Source organism: Pseudonocardia sp. SID8383 (genome assembly GCF_009864975.1).
Classification (GTDB): domain Bacteria; phylum Actinomycetota; class Actinomycetes; order Mycobacteriales; family Pseudonocardiaceae; genus Pseudonocardia; species Pseudonocardia alni.
Window position 1 is genome coordinate 1 of the sequence record NZ_WWFY01000985.1, and the last position, 22,066, is coordinate 22,066.

The 22,066-nt window shown below is 73.1% G+C and carries 20 protein-coding genes and 1 pseudogene; 11 read left to right on the plus strand and 10 right to left on the minus strand.

Annotation, left to right across the window (positions count from 1 at the left end; all coding sequences use genetic code 11):
- From GTW08_RS23225 to GTW08_RS23240, 4 genes are all read left to right on the plus strand, one after another.
- A partial coding sequence (locus GTW08_RS23225; RefSeq protein WP_161152534.1) for an ABC transporter ATP-binding protein occupies positions 1-1,791 on the plus strand: 1,791 nt, incomplete at its 5' end.
- A gap of 30 nt (positions 1,792-1,821) precedes the next feature.
- A complete protein-coding gene (locus tag GTW08_RS23230; RefSeq protein ID WP_073575138.1) occupies positions 1,822-2,670 on the plus strand; it encodes a metallophosphoesterase family protein in 849 nt (282 codons plus the stop codon).
- On the plus strand, positions 2,667-3,341 hold the full coding sequence (locus GTW08_RS23235) for a 4'-phosphopantetheinyl transferase family protein (RefSeq protein WP_073575139.1): 675 nt from the start codon (positions 2,667-2,669) through the stop codon (positions 3,339-3,341). The genes GTW08_RS23230 and GTW08_RS23235 overlap by 4 nt, the downstream gene beginning before the upstream one ends.
- A 41-nt stretch (positions 3,342-3,382) precedes the next feature.
- Positions 3,383-4,810 (plus strand): glycosyltransferase, encoded by a 1,428-nt coding sequence (locus tag GTW08_RS23240; protein WP_083658368.1) that lies wholly within the window; start codon positions 3,383-3,385, stop codon positions 4,808-4,810.
- Positions 4,811-5,352: 542 nt separating this feature from the next.
- Here the strand turns inward: GTW08_RS23240 and GTW08_RS23245 are convergent.
- The 7 genes from GTW08_RS23245 to GTW08_RS23275 all read right to left on the minus strand — a co-directional run bounded on the left by GTW08_RS23245 (position 5,353) and on the right by GTW08_RS23275 (position 11,113).
- Positions 5,353-5,790, minus strand: coding sequence for a low molecular weight phosphatase family protein (locus GTW08_RS23245; protein WP_073575140.1), 438 nt, complete (start codon positions 5,788-5,790; stop codon positions 5,353-5,355).
- A complete protein-coding gene (locus GTW08_RS23250) occupies positions 5,787-6,215 on the minus strand; it encodes an arsenate reductase ArsC (RefSeq protein WP_073575141.1) in 429 nt (142 codons plus the stop codon). The genes GTW08_RS23245 and GTW08_RS23250 overlap by 4 nt, the downstream gene beginning before the upstream one ends.
- Before the next feature lie 25 nt (positions 6,216-6,240).
- On the minus strand, positions 6,241-6,912 hold the full coding sequence (locus GTW08_RS23255; RefSeq protein WP_073575142.1) for an arsenate reductase ArsC: 672 nt from the start codon (positions 6,910-6,912) through the stop codon (positions 6,241-6,243).
- 47 nt (positions 6,913-6,959) lie between these two features.
- Positions 6,960-8,054, minus strand: coding sequence for an ACR3 family arsenite efflux transporter (gene arsB, locus GTW08_RS23260; RefSeq protein WP_073575143.1), 1,095 nt, complete (start codon positions 8,052-8,054; stop codon positions 6,960-6,962).
- 15 nt (positions 8,055-8,069) lie between these two features.
- Positions 8,070-8,441, minus strand: a complete 372-nt coding sequence (locus tag GTW08_RS23265) for a metalloregulator ArsR/SmtB family transcription factor (protein WP_073575144.1) — start codon at positions 8,439-8,441, stop codon at positions 8,070-8,072.
- A 69-nt stretch (positions 8,442-8,510) separates the two neighbouring features.
- Positions 8,511-9,680 (minus strand): MFS transporter, encoded by a 1,170-nt coding sequence (locus tag GTW08_RS23270; protein ID WP_083658370.1) that lies wholly within the window; start codon positions 9,678-9,680, stop codon positions 8,511-8,513.
- Between the two features lie 89 nt (positions 9,681-9,769).
- Positions 9,770-11,113 (minus strand): FAD-dependent oxidoreductase, encoded by a 1,344-nt coding sequence (locus GTW08_RS23275; protein WP_073575146.1) that lies wholly within the window; start codon positions 11,111-11,113, stop codon positions 9,770-9,772.
- Positions 11,114-11,205: 92 nt separating this feature from the next.
- Here GTW08_RS23275 and GTW08_RS23280 point away from each other — a divergent pair, with 92 nt between their 5' ends.
- Positions 11,206-12,054: a helix-turn-helix domain-containing GNAT family N-acetyltransferase gene (locus tag GTW08_RS23280; RefSeq protein WP_073575147.1), complete on the plus strand. Its 849-nt coding sequence runs from the start codon at positions 11,206-11,208 to the stop codon at positions 12,052-12,054.
- Between the two features lie 206 nt (positions 12,055-12,260).
- On the opposite strand, the gene GTW08_RS32570 is transcribed toward GTW08_RS23280, so the two are convergent.
- Positions 12,261-12,863: a universal stress protein gene (locus GTW08_RS32570; protein ID WP_255497739.1), complete on the minus strand. Its 603-nt coding sequence runs from the start codon at positions 12,861-12,863 to the stop codon at positions 12,261-12,263.
- A gap of 240 nt (positions 12,864-13,103) precedes the next feature.
- On the opposite strand from GTW08_RS32570, the gene GTW08_RS23290 reads away from it, so the two are divergent.
- A complete protein-coding gene (locus GTW08_RS23290) occupies positions 13,104-14,120 on the plus strand; it encodes an NAD-dependent formate dehydrogenase (RefSeq protein WP_073575148.1) in 1,017 nt (338 codons plus the stop codon).
- An 82-nt stretch (positions 14,121-14,202) separates the two neighbouring features.
- Here the strand turns inward: GTW08_RS23290 and GTW08_RS23295 are convergent, their stop codons facing one another.
- Entirely contained in the window at positions 14,203-14,853 is a 651-nt protein-coding gene (locus GTW08_RS23295; protein WP_073575387.1) for a GAF and ANTAR domain-containing protein, read from the minus strand.
- Positions 14,854-15,525: 672 nt separating this feature from the next.
- Here GTW08_RS23295 and GTW08_RS23300 point away from each other — a divergent pair.
- Positions 15,526-16,344: a sigma-70 family RNA polymerase sigma factor gene (locus GTW08_RS23300; RefSeq protein ID WP_073575149.1), complete on the plus strand. Its 819-nt coding sequence runs from the start codon at positions 15,526-15,528 to the stop codon at positions 16,342-16,344.
- A 73-nt stretch (positions 16,345-16,417) separates the two neighbouring features.
- On the opposite strand, the gene GTW08_RS32130 is transcribed toward GTW08_RS23300, so the two are convergent.
- Entirely contained in the window at positions 16,418-16,960 is a 543-nt protein-coding gene (locus GTW08_RS32130) for a glycosyltransferase (RefSeq protein ID WP_202417588.1), read from the minus strand.
- A gap of 931 nt (positions 16,961-17,891) precedes the next feature.
- Between GTW08_RS32130 and GTW08_RS23315 the strand changes: the two genes are divergently transcribed.
- The 4 genes and pseudogenes from GTW08_RS23315 to GTW08_RS23335 form a co-directional block, all read left to right on the plus strand.
- A complete protein-coding gene (locus GTW08_RS23315) occupies positions 17,892-18,164 on the plus strand; it encodes a hypothetical protein (RefSeq protein WP_083658379.1) in 273 nt (90 codons plus the stop codon).
- Between the two features lie 289 nt (positions 18,165-18,453).
- Positions 18,454-19,866 carry a cytochrome P450 gene (locus GTW08_RS23320; RefSeq protein WP_083658381.1) on the plus strand — a complete coding sequence of 471 codons (1,413 nt, stop codon included), beginning with the start codon at positions 18,454-18,456 and terminating at the stop codon, positions 19,864-19,866.
- A 425-nt stretch (positions 19,867-20,291) separates the two neighbouring features.
- Positions 20,292-20,558: pseudogene (locus GTW08_RS32140) on the plus strand (cytochrome ubiquinol oxidase subunit I); the annotation flags it as partial.
- Positions 20,555-22,066, plus strand: a 1,512-nt coding sequence (locus GTW08_RS23335; RefSeq protein ID WP_161152535.1) for an FAD-dependent oxidoreductase, incomplete at its 3' end; no start/stop codon positions are given. The pseudogene GTW08_RS32140 and the gene GTW08_RS23335, both read left to right, overlap by 4 nt.

Consider the following 22,066-nt stretch of genomic DNA (forward strand, 5'->3'; position numbering starts at 1 on the left):
GCGCGCCGGCTCGTGGGGCTGCTGCGGCCGCACCGCGGGCCGGTGGCGCTGGCCGTCCTGACCGGCGTGGCCGGGATCGCGCTCAACGCCGTCGGCCCGCTGCTACTGGGCCGGGTGACCGACCTGATCGCGGTCGGCGTCCTGGGTCCGGGCGGAGCGGGCGGGCCCGCAGCGGGCAGCCCCGGCCCCGCCGACGGTGTCGACTTCGACTCGGTCGCCAGGTTGCTGCTGGTCCTGCTCGTGGTCTACCTGGGGGCGTCGCTGTTCACGCTCGTCCAGGGCCGGATCGTCGCATCCGTGGTGTGGCAGGTGATCCACGACCTGCGGGGCCGGGCCCGGGCGAAACTGTCCCGCCTCCCGCTGCGGCACTACGACCGGCATGCGGCCGGCGAGACCCTCGGACGTACCACCACCGACGTCGACAACCTCCAGCAGACCCTCCAACAGACCCTGGCCGAGCTGATCACCTCGCTCCTGTCGCTGGTCGCGATGCTCACGCTGATGGTGGTGATCTCGCCGTCGCTGGCGATGGTGATGATCCTCAGCGTGCCGCTGGCGGGGCTGCTCGCGGTCGGGCTGGGTCGCCACGCGCACCCGCAGTTCACCACACAGTGGGAGGCCAACGGCGCGCTCAACGCCCACGTCGAGGAGGTCTGCACCGGGCACTCCCTCATCCGCGGCCACCACCGCCGGGACGAGGCGCGGCGCCGGTTCGCCGAGTGCAACGACGCGGTGTACCGGGCCGGGGCGTCGGCCCAGACCTCGTCCGGCGCGATGGAGCCGGTGATGATGTTCGTGGCGAACCTCGGGTACCTGGTGGTGGCCGTCCTCGGCGCGTGGAAGGTGCTCTCCGGCTCGCTCACCCTCGGCGACGTGCAGGCGTTCATCCTCTACGCCCGCCAGTTCAGCCAGCCGATCGTCGAGATCGCCTCGGTGGCCGGGCGGCTCCAGTCGGGGGTGGTGTCGGCGAAGCGGGTGTTCACGCTGCTCGACGCGCCCGAACAGTCGCCCGAGCCGGCCCGCCCTGCCGTGCCCGCGGCACCGGCGGGCCGGGTCGAGTTCCGCCGGGTGTCGTTCCGCTACGTCCCCGACGTCCCGCTCATCGAGGACCTGTCGCTGACCGTGGAGCCGGGCAGCACGGTCGCGATCGTCGGATCCACCGGCGCGGGGAAGACCACCCTGGGCAACCTCCTCGTGCGCTTCTACGAGATCGAGGGCGGGCAGATCCTGCTCGACGGCGTGGACACCGCGACGATGACCCGCGCCGACCTGCGGTCCCGGTTCGGGCTCGTCCTGCAGGACACCTGGCTGTTCGGCGGGACCATCGCCGAGAACATCGCCTACGGCGCGCCCGGCGCGACCAGCGACGAGATCGAGCAGGCGGCCCGCGCCACCTGCGTCGACACGTTCGTCGCGACGCTGCCCGACGGCTACGACACCGTCCTCGACGAGGACTCCGGCGGCGCCAGCGCCGGACAGAAGCAGCTGATCACGGTGGCGCGGGCGTTCCTCGCCGACCCCGCCGTGCTCGTCCTCGACGAGGCCACCAGCTCCGTCGACACCCGCACCGAGCTGCTGATCCAGCGCGCGATGGCCACCGTGCGGACCGGGCGGACCAGCTTCGTGATCGCGCACCGGCTGTCGACGATCCGCGACGCCGACCGGATCGTGGTCATGGACGCCGGCCGGATCGTCGAGCAGGGCACCCACGACACACTGCTGCGCGCCGGTGGCGCCTACGCCCGGCTGCACGCCGCGCGTACCAGCGACGCCGACACCCTGGCCCCCTGACCGTTCCCCGACCGACCGGGAGGACCCACCGTGCCCGAACCCCAGCTGCTCGCCGTCGCCGACCTCCACGTCGTGCACGCCGAGAACCGGGCGCTCGTCGAGTCGCTGCGCCCGTCCACCGAGCGCGACTGGCTGATCGTCGCCGGTGACGTCGGCGAGATGTACGCCGACATCGAGTCGACCCTGCGTCTGCTCGCGAGCCGCTTCGCACGCGTGCTCTGGACCCCGGGCAACCACGACCTGTGGACCCATCCGCAGGACCCCTGCACGCTGCGCGGCGACGCGCGCTACCGGGCGCTCGTCGAGACCTGCCGGGAGCTGGGCGTCACCACTCCGGAGGACCCGTACCCGGTGTGGGACGGTCCCGGCGGACCGGTCGCCGTCGCCCCGCTGTTCGTCGGCTACGACTACTCCTTCCGCGCCCCCGGCGCGACGACGGCGGCGGAGTCGCTCCGGATCGCTCACGACGCGGGTGTCGTCTGTTCCGACGAGTTCCTGCTGCATCCCGACCCCTACCCGGACCGCGCCACCTGGTGCCGACGCCGGGCCGCGCTGACCGAGCACCGCCTGGCCGCGGTCGACCCGGACCTGCCGACGGTGCTGGTGAACCACTGGCCGCTGCTGCGTCATCCGACGCGGGTGCTGCGGTACCCGGAGTTCGCGCAGTGGTGCGGCACCGAGCTGACGGCCGACTGGCACGTCCGGTTCCGCGCCGCGGCCGTCGTCTACGGCCACCTGCACATCCCCCGCGTCACCTACTACGACGGGGTCCGTTTCGAGGAGGTGTCGGTGGGCTATCCGCGCGAATGGCGGCCCCGGCCGCCCCGGGAACCGTTGCGCGCGGTGCTGCCGCTGCCGGTCGCCGGGGGTGTGCGGTGATCGAGCACGTGCTGCCCGGCCGGGTCGTCACCGAGTGCGCCTACGACGACGAGGAGCACCCCGGCGAGGGCCTCTTCCCCCAGGAGCGCGAGCTCGTCGCCCGGGCCGTGGAGTCCCGGCGGCGCGAGTTCACCACGGTGCGCAGGCTCGCCCGCCGCGCGCTGGGCCGGCTCGGCCGCTCCCCCGCCCCGATCCTCCCGAACCGTCGCGGAGCCCCGCAGTGGCCGCCTGGGGTGGTCGGCAGCATGACGCACTGCACCGGGTACCGGGCGGCCGCGGTGTCCTCGGTCGCCGAGTCCGCCGCGGTGAGCATCGACGCCGAGCCGGACGCACCGCTGCCCGCCGGGGTCCTGGAGACCGTCACCCTGCCCTCCGAGCGGGCGCTGCTCGCCGGGCTGGGACGGCGGCGGCCGGACATCGCGTGGGACCGGATGTACTTCAGCGCCAAGGAGAGCGTCTTCAAGGCCTGGTACCCGTTGACCGGTCGCGAGCTGGACTTCGACGAGGCCGAGATCGCGTTCGACGCCGCGGCCGGCACGTTCTCCGCCCGTCTGCTCGTCCCCGGCCCGGTCGTCGGCGGACGGAGCGTGCCGGTGTTCCCCGGGCGCTGGCACGCCGACCGGGGCCTGCTCGTCACCGCGGTGCATCTGCCGCCGCCACCGGCGGCGTGACTCCGGGGTTTTCCCGGCCCCCGCGGTGGTGCACTGGCCGCATGGAGCAGACCACCGGCACGCAGCGGGCCGACGGCCCCGGACAGGAGGCGGATCAGGCCGGTGCGCGGCCGGTCCTGTTCTGCTGTACCCACTCCACCGGGGAGGCCGCCACCAGTCTCGCGCTCGCCGGCGAGCTGGCCCGGCGCGGCGTACCGGACCTCGTGTTCGCCGCCGACGAGAACCTCCGCGGCCCGGTCGAGGAGATCGCCGACCGCAGCGCGGTGGAGTTCGTCTCCCTGGGCCCGGTGAACCCGGCGCTGGCACTCACCATGATGGACGACGCGACCTATGACCGGATCTACCAGCGGTCCCGGGTCCGCGCGTTGCGCGCACGGGCCCGGCAGCTGTTCGACGTCGACCACCTGCTGCAGCGCTACCAGGCCCTCGACGAGGTCGTCGAGCGTGTCCGCCCCGCCCTGATGGTGATCAACCGGTTCGCCACGCACGCCGTCCTGGTCGCGCTGGCCCGCGATATCCCCTACGTCATCACCGCACCGTGCCTGCTCAGCAGCCTCGTCGAGCACGACCTGCCGCGCGGGTTCCCCCCGCCGTCGTCCGGGCTGCCGCTGCGCCGCACCCTGCGCCAGGAGCTGGACCGGATCTGGTTCCGGATCGGCGTGGGCAGCCTGTTCCTCGACCGTTCGGTGCTGCGCAGGGCCGTCCGGCTGCACAAGCGGATGGGCGAGCTCGGGCTCGACCCGCGCACGCTGCGCGCCCCGGTCCAGCAGGAGGGCGCCCGCTCCCTGCTCTGCTTCACCGTCCCCGGGGTCGACTACCCGCTACCGGTCCCGGACCGGGTACGGATGGTGGGGGCGCTCGTCCCCCCGAGCCGCCACGACGAGCGCGACGCGGCCGTCACCGAGTGGCTCGACGCGCACCCGTCGGTCGTCTACGTGGCGTTCGGCTCGGTGACCCGGATGACGGCCGATCAGGTCCGGTCACTCGTCGAGCTGGCCCGCAGGCTCGGCGACGACCACGGCCTGCTCTGGGTGCTGCACCGGGACCAGCAGCGTCTCCTGCCCGCCGAGCTGCCGGCGAACCTGAAGGTGGTGCCCTGGGTCCATTCCCAGCTCGGGGTCCTGGAGCACCCGCACGTCCGGGCGTTCTTCACCCACGGGGGGAGCAACAGCATCCACGAGAGCCTCTACTTCGGGGTTCCCGTGCTGGTCCGTCCCACCCTCGTCGACCAGTTCGACCACGCGGTCCGTGCGGTCGACACGGGGATCGGGTTGACCGTCGAGCGGCCGGACCGCATCGACGTCGACGACACCCACGGCAGGCTGCTGCGGTTGCTGCACGAACCCGGGTTCGCCGACCGCGCGCGGGAGATCGGGCAGGTCCAGCGATCCGCCGGCGGGCTCCGCGTGGCCGGTGACGCCGTGCTGATGGAGCTTCGCGAAGCGTCGGTACCGACCCCCAGCGCCTGACCACCAGCGGGACCACCCGCCGCGCTCGTCCACGGCGTCCTGTCGCGGAAAGCTGTGGCTCGGACGGCGGTGCCCTCGGACGGCTTGCCTGACGCGTTCGCCGATCCGATCCGGTAGCCCATCCCGCGGACCCGCACCTTCTCCGAACCGTGCGGGAGCGGGGACCGGAACACGTCGTGGTCGCCCTACGGGCACAGGCACCGCTCCGTCGAGGCGGAGCGGAGCACCGAACCCCATCCCGCATCGTGGAGCTGCATGCTCCACGTCCACTCCACGCTCAGACCACAATGGACTTGTTCGTGGTCGCTGGCGATCATTCCCCTCGGGCGTCGCCCCGAGGTCGGACGCGGAGAAGGCGGCACCAGCCGAAGGGGATACCGCCTCGTTCCGACCGTCGGGACGGCAGGATTTGATCCTGCGACCCCGTGATGCGTGTTCGAGAGGCCCTCGAGCGGGGTGCTGGTACTGGCGGAGTTCGGCAGTGAAGCGCCCCGGGTTCAGTGCAGGCTCTGGGGTGCCCCGGGTTCAGCCAACGTCGACAACTACACGAGCGGGCCTCGCGATTCCGGAGGTGGGCCGGCCAGCTCAGCAAGCAGCAGGTCGACCCGAGCCGCTATGTCGTCGCGGATCAGGCGCATTCGTTCGAGTCCCTCGATCCCTCGCGCAGAGGGTTCGTCGGTGTCCCAAGTGCGAACCTCGATGTCCCCTCCGTCGACGTGTGCCTCCCGGCCGAGGGTGACCACGAGGTCGACGCGACGGAGCAGCTCGGGGTCGATGGGCTTGGGCGTCTCGCCGGTGATGTCCGCACCGGACTCACCCAGCACCTGCGCGGCCAGGGCGTTGACGGCACTACCCGGGCTGGTACCGGCGGAGTGGACCTCGACCCGGTCCCGGGCAGCGGCCCGCATGAGGCCGGCTGCCATCTGGGACTTGCCGCCGTTGCGGACGCAGACGAACAGGACCGACGGGGTAGCGGTCACGACGGTTTCGCTTCCGCTTTGATACCGGTCAGCTCGCCCAGCAGGGCACGGACCCGGGCATCGATGTCGTCGCGGATCGGCCGTACCTCGTCGACGGTCTTCCCGGCGGGATCGTCGAGCTGCCAGTCGAGGTAGCGCTTGCCCGGGAACACCGGGCACGCGTCGCCGCAGCCCATGGTGATCACGACGTCGGCGGCGTCGACGGCGTCGGTGGTCAGCCGCTTCGGGATCTCGGCGCCGAGGTCGATATCGCTCTCGGCCATGACCTCGCGGACCGCGGGGTTGATGCTCTCGGCCGGTGCGGAGCCGGCCGAGCGGACGCGGACCGCTCCGGCGGCGTGGTGGTCCAGCAGGGCGGCGGCCATCTGGGACCGTCCTGCGTTGTGGACGCAGACGAACAGGACTTCGGGGATGGCGTCGACCATCAGGGTGCTCTCCTGGGATCGGTGGTCAGGGGTGGGATCGATGTCGGACCGGGGCGGGCAGCAGCTCGTCGACGAGTCGGCGGACCCGCTGCTCGATGGCGTCCCGGATCGGACGGACGGCGGCGAGGTCGAGACCGTCCGGGTCGGCGATGTCCCAGTCCTCGTAACGGCGGCCGGGGAAGATGGGGCAGGCGTCGCCACACCCCATCGTGATCACCGCGTCGGCGGCGCGGACGATCTCGTCGGTCCAGGGTTTCGGGAACTCGGAGCTGATGTCGATGCCGACCTCGGCCATGGCCGCCACGGCGGCCGGGTTGACCGTGTGCGCAGGGGACGAACCGCCCGACCAGCCCACGGCCCGGTCCCCGGTCAGGTGTGTGAAGAAGCCGAGGGCCATCTGTGACCGGCCGGCGTTGTGGGTGCAGAGGAACAGCGCGACCGGTCGTCCGTCGTCGTCATGGCCCTCGACCCGTGCCAGGGCCCGCAGCCGCTGGCGTGCGAAGCGCTCGGCCAGCAGCGGCAGGAAGTTCAGCACGACCGCGCGGCCGGCGAACTCGTCGTAGGACGAGTGCAGGAACCGCTCGATGGTCTCCGTGCCGAACGTGTCGTCGAACTCCCGGGCCAGGTTCGTGGCCGCCGTGGTCAGGGCGAGCTGCTGGTCGATCGAGAGGGTGTCGCGGTGCCACGGACCGGTCATGGCGGGCCTTCTTCCTCGAAGGGCGATCGTGGTGTGGACGTGGTGGATCAGGTGCGGGACACGACATCGGGCTGTGCGGGGAACAGACGACGGCGGAGCCACAGGGAGACATAGACCAGCCCGACCAGCACCGGCACCTCGATCAGCGGCCCGACGACGCCGGCGAGCGCCTGCCCGGAGGTCACGCCGAACGCACCGATGGCGACGGCGATGGCGAGCTCGAAGTTGTTGCCCGCGGCGGTGAACGCGAGGGTGGTGGTGCGCTCGTAACCCATGCCGACGGCCCGCCCGAGGGCGTAGGAGCCGGCCCACATCAGGGCGAAGTAGGCGAGCAGCGGCAGCGCGATACGGGCGACGTCGAAGGGCTGTGAGGTGATGGCCTCGCCCTGCAGGGCGAACAGCAGCACGATCGTGAACAGCAGGCCGTACAGCGCGAACGGCCCGATCCGGGGAAGGAACTTCTCCTCGTACCAGTCACGCCCCTTGGCCCGCTCCCCCAGCCTGCGGGTGAGGTAGCCGGCGAGCAGCGGGATGCCGAGGAAGATCAGCACGGACTTGACGATCTCCCACGTGGAGACGTCGAGGTCGGTCACCGGCAGGCCGAGCCATCCGGGCAGGACCGAGAGGTAGAACCAGCCCAGCACGCCGAACATGACGACCTGGAACACCGAGTTCAGCGCGACCAGCACTGCGGCGGCTTCGCGGTCACCGCAGGCGAGGTCGTTCCAGATGATCACCATGGCGATGCACCGGGCGAGCCCGACGATGATCAGACCCGTCCGGTACTCGGGCAGGTCGGGCAGCATCAACCAGGCCAGCGCGAACATCAGCGCCGGGCCGAGGACCCAGTTCAGCAGCAGCGAGGTGAGCAACAGCCTGCGGTCACCGGTGACGGTGTCGAGGCGGTCGTAGCGGACCTTCGCCAGCACCGGGTACATCATGATCAGCAGGCCGAGCGCGATCGGCAACGAGACGCCGTCGACGGCCAGGGCGTCCAGCGCCGGGGCGAGCCCGGGGACCAGGCGGCCGAGCAGCAGGCCGGCCGCCATCGCCGCGATGATCCAGACCGGCAGGAAGCGGTCCAGGGTCGACAGACGGGCGACGACAGCGGCGCCGCCGTCGGTGGTGTTCTGGTTGGTCACGTCAGTCCTCGTACGTCAGTTCGCAGGTGCGGTGGTGGCAGGGGCCGTGTCGGTGTCGGCGGCCGGATCGAGCAGGCCCGCGAGACGACCGAGGGCGGCCGGGACCGTGCGGTAGTAGATCCAGGTCCCCCGGCGCTCCCCGGTGATCAGACCCGCCTCGCGCAAGACCTTGAGGTGGTGCGAGATCGTCGGGCCGGACACCTCGAACACGCCGGACAGGTCGCACACACACGCCTCGCCCCCCGCGTGCGAGGCGATCAGCGACAGCAGCCGCAGGCGTACCGGCTCCCCGAGGGCCTTGAACACCCGCGCGAGTTCGGTCGACTCCGACTCGTCGAGGGGGCGCTCCACGAGCACCGAGCGACAGATCGACTCCTGGTTCGACACTCGTCTATTTTGATCAGTATCGAATCCATCGGTCAAGTGAACAGATGGGGACGGACCGGGTCGCCGCCGTCAGTCCGCTCGACGCGGCAGGGTTCCGCCTGCCAGCGCGGCGGCGACCACCGCGGCTCCGGCGAGTACGACGAACACCTCGGGATAGCCACCCAGCGGACCCGCGAGCGCGCTCCCCGCCCAGGGGGAGATCGCCACCGCGACCATGACCGGTGCGGACAGGATCCCGTTGAGACGGCCGTAGACGCGTGGGTGCCAGCGGTCCGACAACGCCGTGGCCTGCAGGAGGGTGAAGATTCCGCGGGCGGCGCCGGCGAGCATCGCAGCAGCGATCAGTGCCCACACCGGCCCCGGCAGGACGGCGAGCAGGATCGTGGTGGCGCCGAGCGCGGCCATCACGGCGATGCTGCGGCCGCGCACGGTGCTGCGCCGGACGAGGGGGCCGTAGCCGAGCCTGCCGAGGACCTGTCCGAGTCCGCCCAGACCCAGGGCCCAGGCGGCGAGATCGGTCGACATCCCGCGGTCGAGCAGGAGTGGCACCTGGTTGACCGTGACGGCGAAGCTGGTGAACCCGCCGAGAGTGATCACCACGACCAGCAGCCCGAACGCTCTGCTGTGCCGGATCCGTGCCGGATCGTCGTCGACGACCGCCGGAGCGGCGCCGTCGCGGACGGGATCGGCGACCGGGTCGGGCCACGAGCCGCGCAGCCCGAACAGGTGCGCCGGGATCGTGACGACCCCGAGGACGACGGCGAGGACCACGTAGGTCTCCCGCCATCCGAACGGCTCCAGCAGCGCCGCGGCGAGCGGGGCGAACACGGTGCTGGCCAAGCCCGCGACCAGGGTCAACACGGTCAGCGCACGAACCCGGTCGGAACCCCACCACCGGGTCAGGGCCGCGAACGCCGGCGGGTAGAACGTCGCTGCCTGCGCGATCCCGGCCAGCAGCCACGCCACCACGAAGGCCGGGAACGATCCGGCCGTCGCGATCAGGAGAGTGGCCGGCACGCCGACGACCGCGCCCGCGGTCATCACCCAGCGGGGACCGTGACGGTCCAGCACACGCCCGACCGGGATCCCGACCAGCGCGGAGACCACCAGCCCCGCGGAGAACGCCGCGGTGACCGACGGGACGGACCATCCGGTGTCGGCCGCGATCGACGGCGCCAGCACGGGGAAGGCGTAGTAGAGCACGCCCCAGCTGGTGATCTCGGTGACGCACAGGACCACGAGGACCCGCCACCGGCCACGGGACGTCAACCCTCCGCCGGCCCGCCCACCGCGACGGCGAGCGGGCCGCGTCGTCGTCTCGTCGGAGGTCACGACGAGGAGGCTGCCCCGGCCGGATCCGCATCAGGGACGGTGGGACCGCAACAACCGCTACCTGATGCCGTCGCGGCGTCCGACTCGTCGGCGTCGAACAGTCCCGCTCCCCCACAGACACCGGTCTCGTTGAGCACCAGCTCCACGCGTGCGGCAGCCTCGTGATCACCGATCAGGGCGTCGGCGATCGATCGGACCTGTTCGTAGCCGGTGCGGGCCAGGAACGTCGGCGCGCGCCCGTAGCTCTTCATCCCCGCCAGGTAGAACCCCGGTTCGGGGTGCACCAGCTCGGCGACACCGTGCGGGTACACGGTCCCGCAGGAATGCACGTTCGGGTCGATCAGCGGCGCCAGCCGGACCGGCGCCTGCAGCGTCGGATCCAGCTCGGTCCGCACCTCCGACAACCAGCCCAGCTCGGGCCGGAACCCGGTCAGAACGAGCACCTCGTCCACGCCGGACAGCGTGCGACCCTCGTCCGAGACCAGGACCACCGTCCCGTCGGCAACCTGCTCGATCCGCTCGGTGCGGAATCCGAACACCGGATCCACCAGCCCGGCTTCGACAGCCTCGGACGCCCGAACCCCCAGCGCCCCGCGAGCGGGGAGCTGATCACCCTCGCCTCCGCCGAACACCTGACCGAAGCCCGGCCGGCGCAGCACCCACGAGATCCGGGTTCCCGGCTCCTCACGGGCGAGCGCCGCCAGCCCGGCCAACGCGGTCGACGCAGAGTGCCCCGACCCCGCGACGACGACGTGCCGACCGGCGTAGCGGGCCCGCTGCGCGGCATCGGTCAGGTCCGGGATCACGGCCCGCACCCGCTGCGCGACCTCCGCCTCACCGACCGCGGGCAGACCATCACCGCCGAGCGGATTCGGGCTCGTCCAGGTACCCGAGGCGTCGATCACCGCTCGAGCGGCGATGCGCTGTCCGTCCGCGGTCCGCACGATCAACGGTTCGCTGTCGCGACCGGCGTCGACCACCCGGTCCCGACCACGCCGGGTCACTCCCACCACACGCGCCCCGGTCCGCACTCGGTCCCCCAGAGCAGCGGCCAACGGCGCGAGGTAGCCCGCGACCCACTCCGCACCGGTCGGATAGGCCTCGGGATCCGGACTCACCCAACCGGTCGGGGCGAGCAGCCGCTGCGCGGCCGGGTCGATCAGCCAGCCCCACGGTGAGAACAGCCGGACATGACCCCACTGCAGCACCGATGCTCCCGCGCTCGCCCCGGCCTCCAGTACGAGCGGTTCCACGCCCCGTTCGGCCAGCTCGGCCGCCGCAGCCAACCCGACCGGGCCGGCACCGATGACCACGACCGGCAGCCCCGCACTGTCGTCCATCCCGCCTCCATCGACGATTATCGATTAATGCTGCCGAATGTATCGACCCACATCGATGGACGCAACCATCGATCGTCGTCGATACTGGGCTCATGAGCGTGCTCCCCACCGACCCGCAGGCAGCACAGCTCCCTGCGGACGACGCCACCACCTACGCGCACTGGTTCGCCTGCCTCGCCGAGCCGGTGCGGGTGCGTCTGCTGCACGCCGTCGCCACGGCCGGGAACCCGGTCCCGGTCGGCCGGCTCGCCGAGCTGGTGGGCATCAGCCAGGCGACCTGCTCGCACCACCTGCGCAAGCTGGCCGAGACCGGCTTCGTCATCCTCCGCAAGGAAGGCACCACCACACAGGTCACGGTCAACCCGAACTGCTGCACCGGCCTGCCTCACGCCGCGGACGCCGTCATGGGCCTGCTCGCCCCCGGCCTCTGCTGCCCCGACGACATCCCCGACGACGTCACCGTCCGCGCCATGACCGGCGACGACTGGGACGCGGTGCTCCGGATCTACGGCGAGGGCATCGCCACCGGCCACGCCACCTTCGAGACCGACGTGCCCGACCGCACCGACCTCGACGCCGGCTGGCTGCGCGAGCACCGCTGGGTCGCCGAGATCGACGGCCAGGTCGTGGGCTGGACCGCCGTGCGCCCCGTCTCGACCCGGCCCGTCTACAGCGGCGTCGGAGAAACCTCGATCTACGTCGCCGACGGATTCCGAGGCCGCGGCGTCGGCAGAGCACTCATCCGTCAGCAGGTCTGCGCCGCGGACGACGCCGGCCTCTGGACCCTGCAGACCTCGATCTTCCCCGAGAACCGCGTCAGCCTCGCTCTGCACCGCGCTGCCGGCTACCGCACCCTCGGCGTCCGCGAACGCATCGGACAGCACGACGGTCGTTGGCGGGACACCGTATTCCTCGAACGCCGCTCCGATCACCGCAGCTGACCAGCGAGATTCGCCGTCACAAGGCCGTCAGATCCACTGCGATGATCACGCGATTCATGGGAGAACGAGCACGTGGCCGACGACTCGGTGGGGAGGCGGATCGCCACCTCCCGACGCCGGCGCCCCCGACGACATGCCCGCGTTGCCGGCTCGGTCGTCGTCACCACCGACACGCGGCATCGCTCACGAGTACCGCGTTCTCGGCGTCACTCCCCTGCCCCGGGAACGACGACGACCGGCACCGACGCTGTCCGCAGGCACTCCACGACCGTCGACGCGGCAGCGGTGAGAGCGACCGGGCGGGAGTTGCCGAGCACCAGCATCGCAGCCCCGGCCGAGTGCTCGGTGAGGACAGCGGCCGCTCGGCCGTGGCCGGTCAGCACCGGGACGTCGGCTCCGGCCTGGGCGGCGCGCACCGCGGCCCGGGCATCGGCCAGGGCCCGTTCGGCGGTCTCGGACCGGCCTGCAGCCCGACGCGGCGAGGTCTGAACGGGGCTGTGCCACGCCGTCACACCGACCACCGGGACGCCGGCCGCCCCGCCGTGGGCGAGAGCCCAGCGCAGCGCGGCGCGCGAGGCCGCAGACCCGTCCACACCGACGACAATGGTGTCCGGCCCGATCTCGGCCCCGGCCGAGACGTCCGGGCCACCCTCTGCGACGGATCCGGGATCCCCGCCCGCGCGCGCGGCCTGCTCGGCGGGATCCGGCCCGGGAGCGCGCGCGTCCGGATCCGAGGCGATCCGGTCGACGGGATCGTGGGGGTGCGGGCCCGGGCCCACGCGTCCCCCAGGGCCGTCCGCGGCTTCCATGACGGACTCGTCCTTCGGGAAGTGATGCACCGAGCCTCCTGACCTGAGTTCCTCCGGACGGGCCGCCTACCCGGGCCGGGGCACAGCATGCCTTCCCCGTCGGGTTCCGGCTGGGCCGTAGCGGGCCCGATCGGACCGCCTGCAGGGCCTACGTGCCGGACCGGCCGCACGTCCCGGTGATTGTCCGCGGCAGGCCCGGGTAGCCGCCGCCGGTACGCCACCCCTCGTGAGGAGGATCCCGTGAAGGTCGTCGCCGTCCTCTATCCGGACGACCACCCCGAGCACCACCCCCATGTCGTCGCGAGTGCAGCCCGCGGACTCGACCTCGCCGACCGCCTCTCCGCGGCCGGGCACGAGCTGGTGACCACCAGCGACACCGGTGAGCAGCTGGACCGCGAGCTCGCCGACGCCGAGGTGCTGATCACCACCCCGTTCTGGCCGGTCTATCTCGACGACGACCGCATGGCGAAGGCGCACCACCTCTCGCTCGTCATCACCGCGGGCATCGGCTCCGACCACGTCGACGCCGACGCGGCCACCGCCCGCGGCATCAGCGTCACCGAGGTGACCGGCTCCAACGTCATCAGCGTGGCCGAGCACAACGTGCTGCAGATCCTCGCGCTCGTACGCAACTTCGTGCCCGCCCACCGTCAGGTCGCCGAGGGCCGTTGGGACGTCGCCGACGCCGCACAGGAGGCGCACGACCTGGAGGGCAAGACCGTCGGCATCCTCGGGCTCGGCGCGATCGGCGCCCGGACGGCGTTACGGCTCAAGGCATTCGACGTGACGATCCTCTACTACGCGCGGCACCGGCGGAGCCCGGCCGAGGAGGCGACCCTCGGAGTCCGGTACGCCCGGCTCGACGAGCTGGTGCGCACCTCCGACGTCGTCTGCGCCGCCACCCCGCTGACATCCGACACCGGTGCGCTGTTCGACGCCGAGCGGCTCGCGACGATGAAGCCCGGCTCGTGGCTGGTCAACACCGCCCGCGGGGCCATCGCCGACGCCGACGCCGTCCGCGAGGCCTGCGAGTCCGGACAGCTGGGGGGCTACGCCGGCGACACCTGGTACCCCCAGCCCGCGCCGGCCGACCACCCCTGGCGGGCCATGCCGCGCCACGCCCTGACCATCCACTACTCCGGCATGACGGTGGAGGCGCAGGCCCGCATCGCGGACGGGGTGCGGGAGATCCTCGACGCGCACCTGGCCGGGGAGCCCCTGCCCGACGACTACGTCGTCGCCGCACCGCAGAAGTGAACTCGCCCGGCACCCCTTCACACCACGGATAGGGCACCGGGCGCGTCGAGGAACGAGTCGGGGCCGCGAGCCGCGCGTGGTCTCACGCCGGGTCGACGGTCCCGGCTGCTCGTTCAGCGGCGTAGCCGGCCTCGGCATCGGTGATCACCCAGTTCGCGACATCGGCGAGCTTGAGGTTCGTGCTCTGCGAGGACTCGATCAGCATCGTGAACGCCTCGCCGTCGGAGATGCGGAAACGTTCCATCAACACGCCCTTGGCCCTCCCGATGGCTTCACGGTTGATCAGTGCACGTGTCAGCTCGGTCGCCCGCCGCGCCCCGGCGAGCGCGACCGCGGCCTGGTCGGCGAACAGCGCCCCGAGCAACCGCTCGTGCTCGGTGAAGCCGTCCGGCTCACGGCCCCACAGGTTGAGCGCGCCCGCTGAGCGACCGGCGGACAGGTGGAAGGACAGAACCGCGGCGAAGCCCGCCCTGCGGACGTGCGGTACCAGCCGCGGCCACGGGACGACGCCCCCGCCCAGGTCGGGTACGTCGGTGACACCGTCGCCGACGCTGCGCAGGGCGTCGATGCAGGGCCCTTCACCCAGTGCCGCCTGCAACTCGTCGACACCGGCCACCCGATCGTCGGAGGGGGCGTGTGTGGTGATGGCTCCGTGGCGGTCGATCATCGTCACGCTCGCGCCCGCGGCCGACGAAATCATGTCCAGGGCGCTCGCGACGACGGTATGCAGCATCGCCGTGCTGTGCGGCGAGTCGACCCGGGTGTCGACGAGCCGACGAGCGGACGTGGCCAACGCCGTCCGCAGTGACTCACCGAGCTCCGCCACCGTTGGTGCATCGCTCGGGTGCGCGGTGGGCTTCCTGCCCGATCGACCGACATCGAGGTCGGGGACCTGCTCGGCCGCGGAGGTGGGTGCGTCGTAGGAGTTCATCCGGTCGCCCTCACTCCTGTCAGATGTTCGCCGCCGGCACGGCGTGTCGTGGGGCCTGGTGCTGAGCGGTCGATCGTGGCACTGATCAGGTAGAGCGACGGTAGCGGCGACGCGATGATGTGCACAGCGGCACCGAGCCGGACGGAGCTGTCGCCCGGGCCGCGGTCACCTCTCGCGAATCGTCAGGAGCGAGATCGACCGTCGAGGTCCGGTCGACGCAGCCGCCGCGTGTCGCCGGCACCGAGGGCCACGGCGGGCGGCTGTGATCGCACCGGCGACAGTGGAGCGACCCGCCCGGCGCGCGGGCCGGGAGAGCGCTCATCATGCAGACCGGTGGGGCAGGCCCGTGCGGTGAGCGGTCTTGCGGTGCTCCGGTCCTCTTCGTACGTTCAGAGTCCGGGTCATCTCGATCGCGACCCGGCACCGTTGAACACCGCAGCGGAGACGACACCCGTACCGACATCGGGAGCCTCCATGCGGACATCCGTGCTCGTCCCGGCCCAGCGGCAGTCCACCGTCACTCGACGGTCCCGCCGCGACGGCCCTCACGGCTACGACGACCTCGCCCCCGAGCTGCAGCGCCTGGCCGCCATGGCGCCGGACGATCCGGACCGCGGGCCGCTGCGCGACCGCATCATCTGCGAGTTCCTGCCCCTGGCCCGCAACATGTCCCGCCGCTACGTCACCGGCTCGCACGCCGCGGACGACGTCGAGCAGGCGGCCACCCTCGGGCTGATCAAGGCTGTCGACCGGTACGACCCGGGCGCCGCGACCGGCGGCCCGCTCGGCTACCTCGTGCCGACCATCCGTGGTGAGCTGATGCGGTACCTGCGCGACCACAGCTGGGCGGTCCGCGTCCCGCGCGACCTCAAGGAGCTCAGCGTCGGGCTGAACCGGGCGGCACTGGCGCTGACCCAGCGGCTCGGCCGCGCCCCGAAGCCGAGCGAGCTGGCCGAGGAGCTGGACGTCGACGTCGCCCGTGTCGTCGACGCGCTCGGCGCCATGGAGACCCACCACGCCCTGTCGCTCGACGCCCCCGGCCCGGACGGCGAGCCGACGCTCGGGCAGCGCCTCGGCGACGAGGACCCCGAACTGGAGTACGCATCCCTGCGCGGCGAGCTCCGCGCCCGGATCGACGAGCTGCCCGCCCGGGAGCGGCGCATCCTGCTGCTGCGCTTCTACGGCGACAAGACCCAGACCGAGATCGCCGCAGAGATCGGTGTCTCCCAGATGCATGTGTCCCGGCTGCTGAGCCGGATCGTGGCCCGGCTGCGGGAGGAACTGGACGGCTGACCGGGCCGCCACCCGCGACACTAGGAGGACGGGCCCCGCGGTGCGGGCCCGCCCCTCCCTCCGCTGCGGCGGGTCAGCCGGCGACGGCCGAGCGTGCCCGAGCCCGGTCGAGTGCCTGGTCCATCGCCTTTACGCCGTGCGCGCGCCGGTAGGCCGCCTCGACGCGGTTGCGACCGGCCAGACCGAGCGCCTGGTAGCGGGAACGCCCCTTGAGCGCCGTCCGCAACCCACGGGCCAGTGCGGCCGCGTCCCGCGGGGCGACGACGAGCCCGGACACCTGGTCGACGACGAGATCGGTGTGCGCACTCACCTGCGCGCTCACCACCGCGCACCCACAGGCCATCCCCTCCAGAGCGCCGAACCCGGTCGTCCAGTACGGCTCCGGGCAGACGACGACATCGGCCGAGCGCAGCAACCGCGGCACGTCCACACGAGCGACCGGGCCGAGGAACCGCACCCGGTCGGCGACACCACAACGCCGCCAGCGCGAACAGCCGGTCGCGGTCGGCGTCCGGCTCCCCGGCCGGGCGGCCTCCGGCGAGCAGCAGTTCTGCGGCGGGTACCCCGGTGAGGGTACGCACCGCGTACTCGGCGCCGCTGCGCAGGCCGAGGCCACCCAGTGCGACGAGCCGGGGGCGCTCGCCGCGACGGAGGGTGGGGCCTGCGGGGCGGAACTCGTCGGTGTCGACGGTGGCGGGCACGATCTGCAGTCGATCCGGTTCGACGCCGGCGGCGAACAGCCGCCGGCGGTCCTCGACGCTGGTCACCAGCACCCGGTCGACGTCGCGCAGCACGGCCCGCTCCACCGCCCCACGCCCACCGCCGGGTTCCATTGCCGCGCCGTGCACGAGCTGGGCGACCGGGACGCCGGGTGCGGCAGAGCGGGCGGCGAGCACTGCCGTCCAGTGGTGGGTGTGGACGACGTCCGGCCGGCCGCCGCGCCACAACCGGCGCAGCGCCGCGGTCAAGGCCTCCACGACACGGTCCGGCGGGGCGCCGGCCGTTCCTGCGACACGGTGGACGACCCGGCCACCGCCCGGGGGGGGGGCGATGGACGGGTCACCCGGGGCCACGGCGTCGACGTGGTGTCCACCCGCGGCGAGCGTGTCGACCACTTCGCCCAGGTGCCGGGCCCGGCCGCTCCAGTCGGGGCGGTCGGGGGTGGTCCACGGATCGAGTGAACCGGACACGACGGTGATGTACACGCTGACCTCCAGGTGCGCGGCGGACCGCGGAGCCCGCGCAGCAGGGTTCCACGCGTGCGGGTGCGCGGCGTGTACCCGCGCGACGCCGGTTCATTGCCCGTGCCGTGCCGAGACGCTCCGCAGCGTCCCGTCGGCCGGGGGGCCGTCACCTCCGGCCCGTAGTGGTGCACGACCTCGACGTCTCGCGCGGATGCGGGCGACGACGTCATGTGCCATCGGCGGCAGGACGGCCATCTCACCGCAGTGCAGTCCACGAACGCGTATCCGGCGGTCCTGCCGTGTGACGCGGCCGGGGGCGGGTAGCTGTGGTCGGTCACACACCCGAGAAGCCGAGGAATCACCGTGGATCCCCTGCACACCGGCGAACGACTCGCTCCGTTCGTCGCCTGGCTCGCGACCCGGATCGACGACGAGTCGACCCGCCGTACCTACCGGCAGATCGCCGAGCACTTCCTGCAGTTCTGCGCCGCCGACCGCGGCGAGCCCGACACCCGCCGGCAGCGCTTCGTCCACGCTCACCGCGACCGGGTACCACCCGTGACGACGCGTGCGGCGCTGGAACGGCTCGCCGAACACGACGCGGTCGTACGGCGCACGCTGCCCGTCGACTCCTGAACCGCGCGCCGATGCACCCGGGCGACGCGTCCGGCGACCCGGCCCCGCCCGTAGCCTTCGACGGCGCGGGCCGGCCGGCCGCGCCCATCCCGGCCCGGCGCGACCGAGTGCCAGGGCCAGCTCCCGGACGTGGACCTTCTGTCCGCCGGCATCCGGTCCGCCGGGGTCGACGAAGGGGCTGGCGTGGTTCGGAGACCGCGATACACACGCTGCGGCGTATCCACCGCACCGGCCCGGCCCGGCCCGGCCCCGGGGCATGCTCGGCGTGACCGCGGGTATCGGACCGGGCATGGCCACTCCCTCGAACGACGCCGTGACCTCGGACCCGCCCCGCACCTCGTCGGAGCCGGCAGCGACGAGCGGTCCGGGTCCGCTGCCCGTCCTGTCCCCCGCCGACACCGCGCGGCTGCTCGGCACCGCGTTGGGCCCGATCATCGCCCAGGGCGTCATCGCCCGGCGACCGCGCGTGGTGGCGCTGGCAGGGCGGCTCGGGACCGACGATGCAGCCGTGCGGCTGCTGCAGCAGCTGCGCGCCCGCTACGGCGACGGCCCGGTCCGGGTTCCGCTGCCCGGACGCCCGTTCGCGCTGGTCCTCGACGGCGACGGCGTCCGGCGGGTGTTGACCGAGGGCCCCGAGCCGTTCGCCCCGGCCTCCTGGGAGAAGCGCGGCGCACTCGGCCACTTCCAGCCGCACGGCGTGCTCGTCTCGCACGGCGACGCCCGCGCCGAGCGACGCCGCTTCACCGAGACCGTCCTCGACACCGGGACGCCGCTGCACACCGACGCCGCACACATCGCCGCCGTCGCCCGGGCCGAGACCGGCGCGCTGCGCGACATCGCCGCCCGCACCGGTGTGCTGAGCTGGGACGACTTCGTGCGGTCGTGGTGGCGCACCGTGCGTCGCATCGTGCTGGGCCCGCAGGCCCGCGACGACCACGACCTCACCGACACCCTCACCCGGCTGCGCGGGCGCGGTAACTGGTCCTTCCTCGCCCCCCGCCACGACCACCTGCGCGAACGCTTCGCCGCCGGAGTGCGGCGGCACCTGGATCGGGCCGCCCCGGGCAGCCTCGCCGCCCGGATCGCCGCCCAGGACCCGGGGACGGGGATCACGCCGGAGGACCAGGTCGGGCACTGGCTGTTCGCCTGGGACCCCGGCGCCGCGGTGACCTTCCGGGCGCTCGCGCTGCTCGCCACCCACCCGCAGGTGCGCGGACGGGCCCGCGCCGAGATCGCCGAGGGGGCTCAGGACGGGCCTCCCGAACTGCCGGTGCTGCGTGCCGCGGTGCTGGAGTCGACGCGGCTGTGGCCAACCACGCCGCTGCTGTTGCGCGAGTCCACACGCGCTACGCGGTGGCCGGGCGGCGACCTCGCGGCGGGCACCTCGGTGCTGGTTCCGGCGTGGTTCCTGCATCGCGACGACACCCGCCGCTCCGACGCCGACACCCTCGACGTCGACCAGTGGCTCGACGGTTCCGCCACCGACGACTGGATGCTCACCCCGTTCAGCGGTGGGCACGGGGTCTGCCCGGCCCGTGAGCTGGTGCTCTTCGTGGCCTCCACGGTGCTGGCGGCGCTGCTCGACGGGCACCACACGGTACTGCTGCCGCCGGAGTCGTTCGACCCGTCCGCGCCGCTGCCGCGCGGTCTCAACCCCTACGCCGTGCGGTTCGGTGTCTCCCGCGCGGCGACCACGCCGTGAGCCGGGTCCTGCTGTGGCGCGTCCACGGGTCGTGGACGCGCTCGTCCGTCGCACGACTACCTGCTGGCGCTGCTGCCCGATGGCGGGCCGTGGGGGCGCGGGCGCTGCGGGCGGTCCTGGCCGGACCGGGTCCGCGAGCTGGAACTCGACGAGCTCGCCGGGGCCGCCTTCGACGTCGTGCTGCAGCGGCCCGCCGAGGCCGGGCTGGTCAGCCGCTGGACGGACCCGCGGGCCGGGCGAGCGTGACCTCACCGCAGCCGTCAGCCGCGCGACCGGGCCGCCTGCGGGGGCCGACCTCGGCGGGCGCGCTCACCCCGTCGGACTCGCCGCGCTGGTGGCAGCGGCGAGCCTGCTGGTGTGCGGTGACACGGGTCCCGCGCACCTCACGACGGCCTACCGGACGCCGTCGGTCTTGCTGTTCGGCCACTGTGTCCTCGATCGGCGCGTTCCTGCTCGGGGCGTCGACCCTGCCGTCCCTGTGGAACGTGTTCCGCAGCTACCGCTTCGGGCGGGTCGTCGACGTGGACGACCCGTGGGGGTTCGGCAACTCCCTGGAGTGGGCGACGTCCTGCCCGCCGCCCCGGCACAACGTCACCGAGCTCCCGGCGATGCGTTCCGAACGTCCGGTATTCGAGCTGCACCACCCACATACCGTCGCCCACGCCCGTGGAGAGGGGAGCGAGAACTCGTGACCGACACCGTCGACGCCGTCGTCGTGGGCGCGGGGCACAACGGCCTCGTCGCCGCCAACCTCCTCGCCGACGCCGGGTGGGACGTGCTGCTCTGCGAGGCGTCCGACGCCCCGGGCGGCGCGGTCCGCACCGCTGAGATCACCGCGCCCGGGTTCCGGTCGGACCTGGCCAGTGCCTTCCACCCGCTCGGGGCCGCCTCCCCCGTACTGCGCGAGCTGGACCTGCCCTCCTACGGCCTGGTGTGGCGGCACGCGCCCGCGGTCGTCGCCCACCCGACGGCCGACGGACGCTGCGCCGTGCTGCACCGCAGCCTCGACGACACCGCGGCCGCCCTCGACACCGACCATCCCGGCGACGGCGACGCCTGGCGCGCCATGGTCGCGGAGTGGGACGCGATCGGCACCGATGTGCTGGAGGCAGCGTTGCGACCGTTCCCACCGGTCCGGGCCGCGTCGCGGCTGTGGCGTCGGCTCGGGACCGGGGACACGTTGCGGCTGGCCCGGACCCTGCTGCAACCGGTCGCGCGCATGGCCGCCGAGCGGTTCGGCGGCACCGCGGCACCGCTGCTCCTGGCCGGCAACGCCCTGCACACCGACCTGGGACCGGACAACGCGGCCAGCGCCGCCTACGGATGGCTGCTCGCGATGCTCGGCCAGCGAATCGGGTTCCCCGTTCCCGCGGGCGGCTCCGGGGCCCTGACAGACGCGCTGGTCGCCCGGTTCACCGCCCGCGGCGGGCGACTCGACGTGGGCCGCCCGGTGACCTCGGTACTGGTGGAGGGTCGCCGGGCCACCGGCGTGCTCGACGCCCACGGCGGCCGGGTCCTCGCCCGCCGCGCGGTGCTCGCCGACGTCGACGCACCCCGCCTCTACCGCGACCTCGTCGGCGAGGAGCACCTGCCGGCGAGGTTCGTCGCCGACCTCGACCGGTTCCAGTGGGACTTCTCCACCGTCAAGATCGACTGGGCACTGGACCGCCCGGTCCCGTGGACGGCGCTGAGCGCCCGGTCGGCAGGCACGGTGCACGTCGGCGCCGACGTCGACGGGCTGCGCCGCTACGCCTCCGCCCTGTCGGCCGGCCGGCTGCCCGGCGAACCGTTCCTGCTGTTCGGCCAGATGACCACGGCCGACCCCGACCGGTCCCCACCCGGCACCGAGTCGGCGTGGGCGTACACCCACGTGCCACGCGGGCTGGGGTGGGGTCGCGACGACGTCCTGCGCTGGGCCGACCGGATGGAGCGCGTCGTCGAGGACCACGCGCCCGGTTTCACGAGTGTGGTCCGGGCCCGGTCGGTGGCCGGGCCCGCAGACCTGCAGGACTACGACGGCAACCTCGTCGACGGCGCGATCACCGCCGGCACCTGCGCGCCGCACCAGCAGCTGGTGTTCCGCCCGACGCCCGGGCTGGGCCGCGCCGACACCCCGGTCGACCGGCTGTTCCTGTCCGGGGCGTCGGCGCACCCGGGCGGCGCGGTGCACGGCGGGCCCGGCGCGAACGCCGCCCGGGCC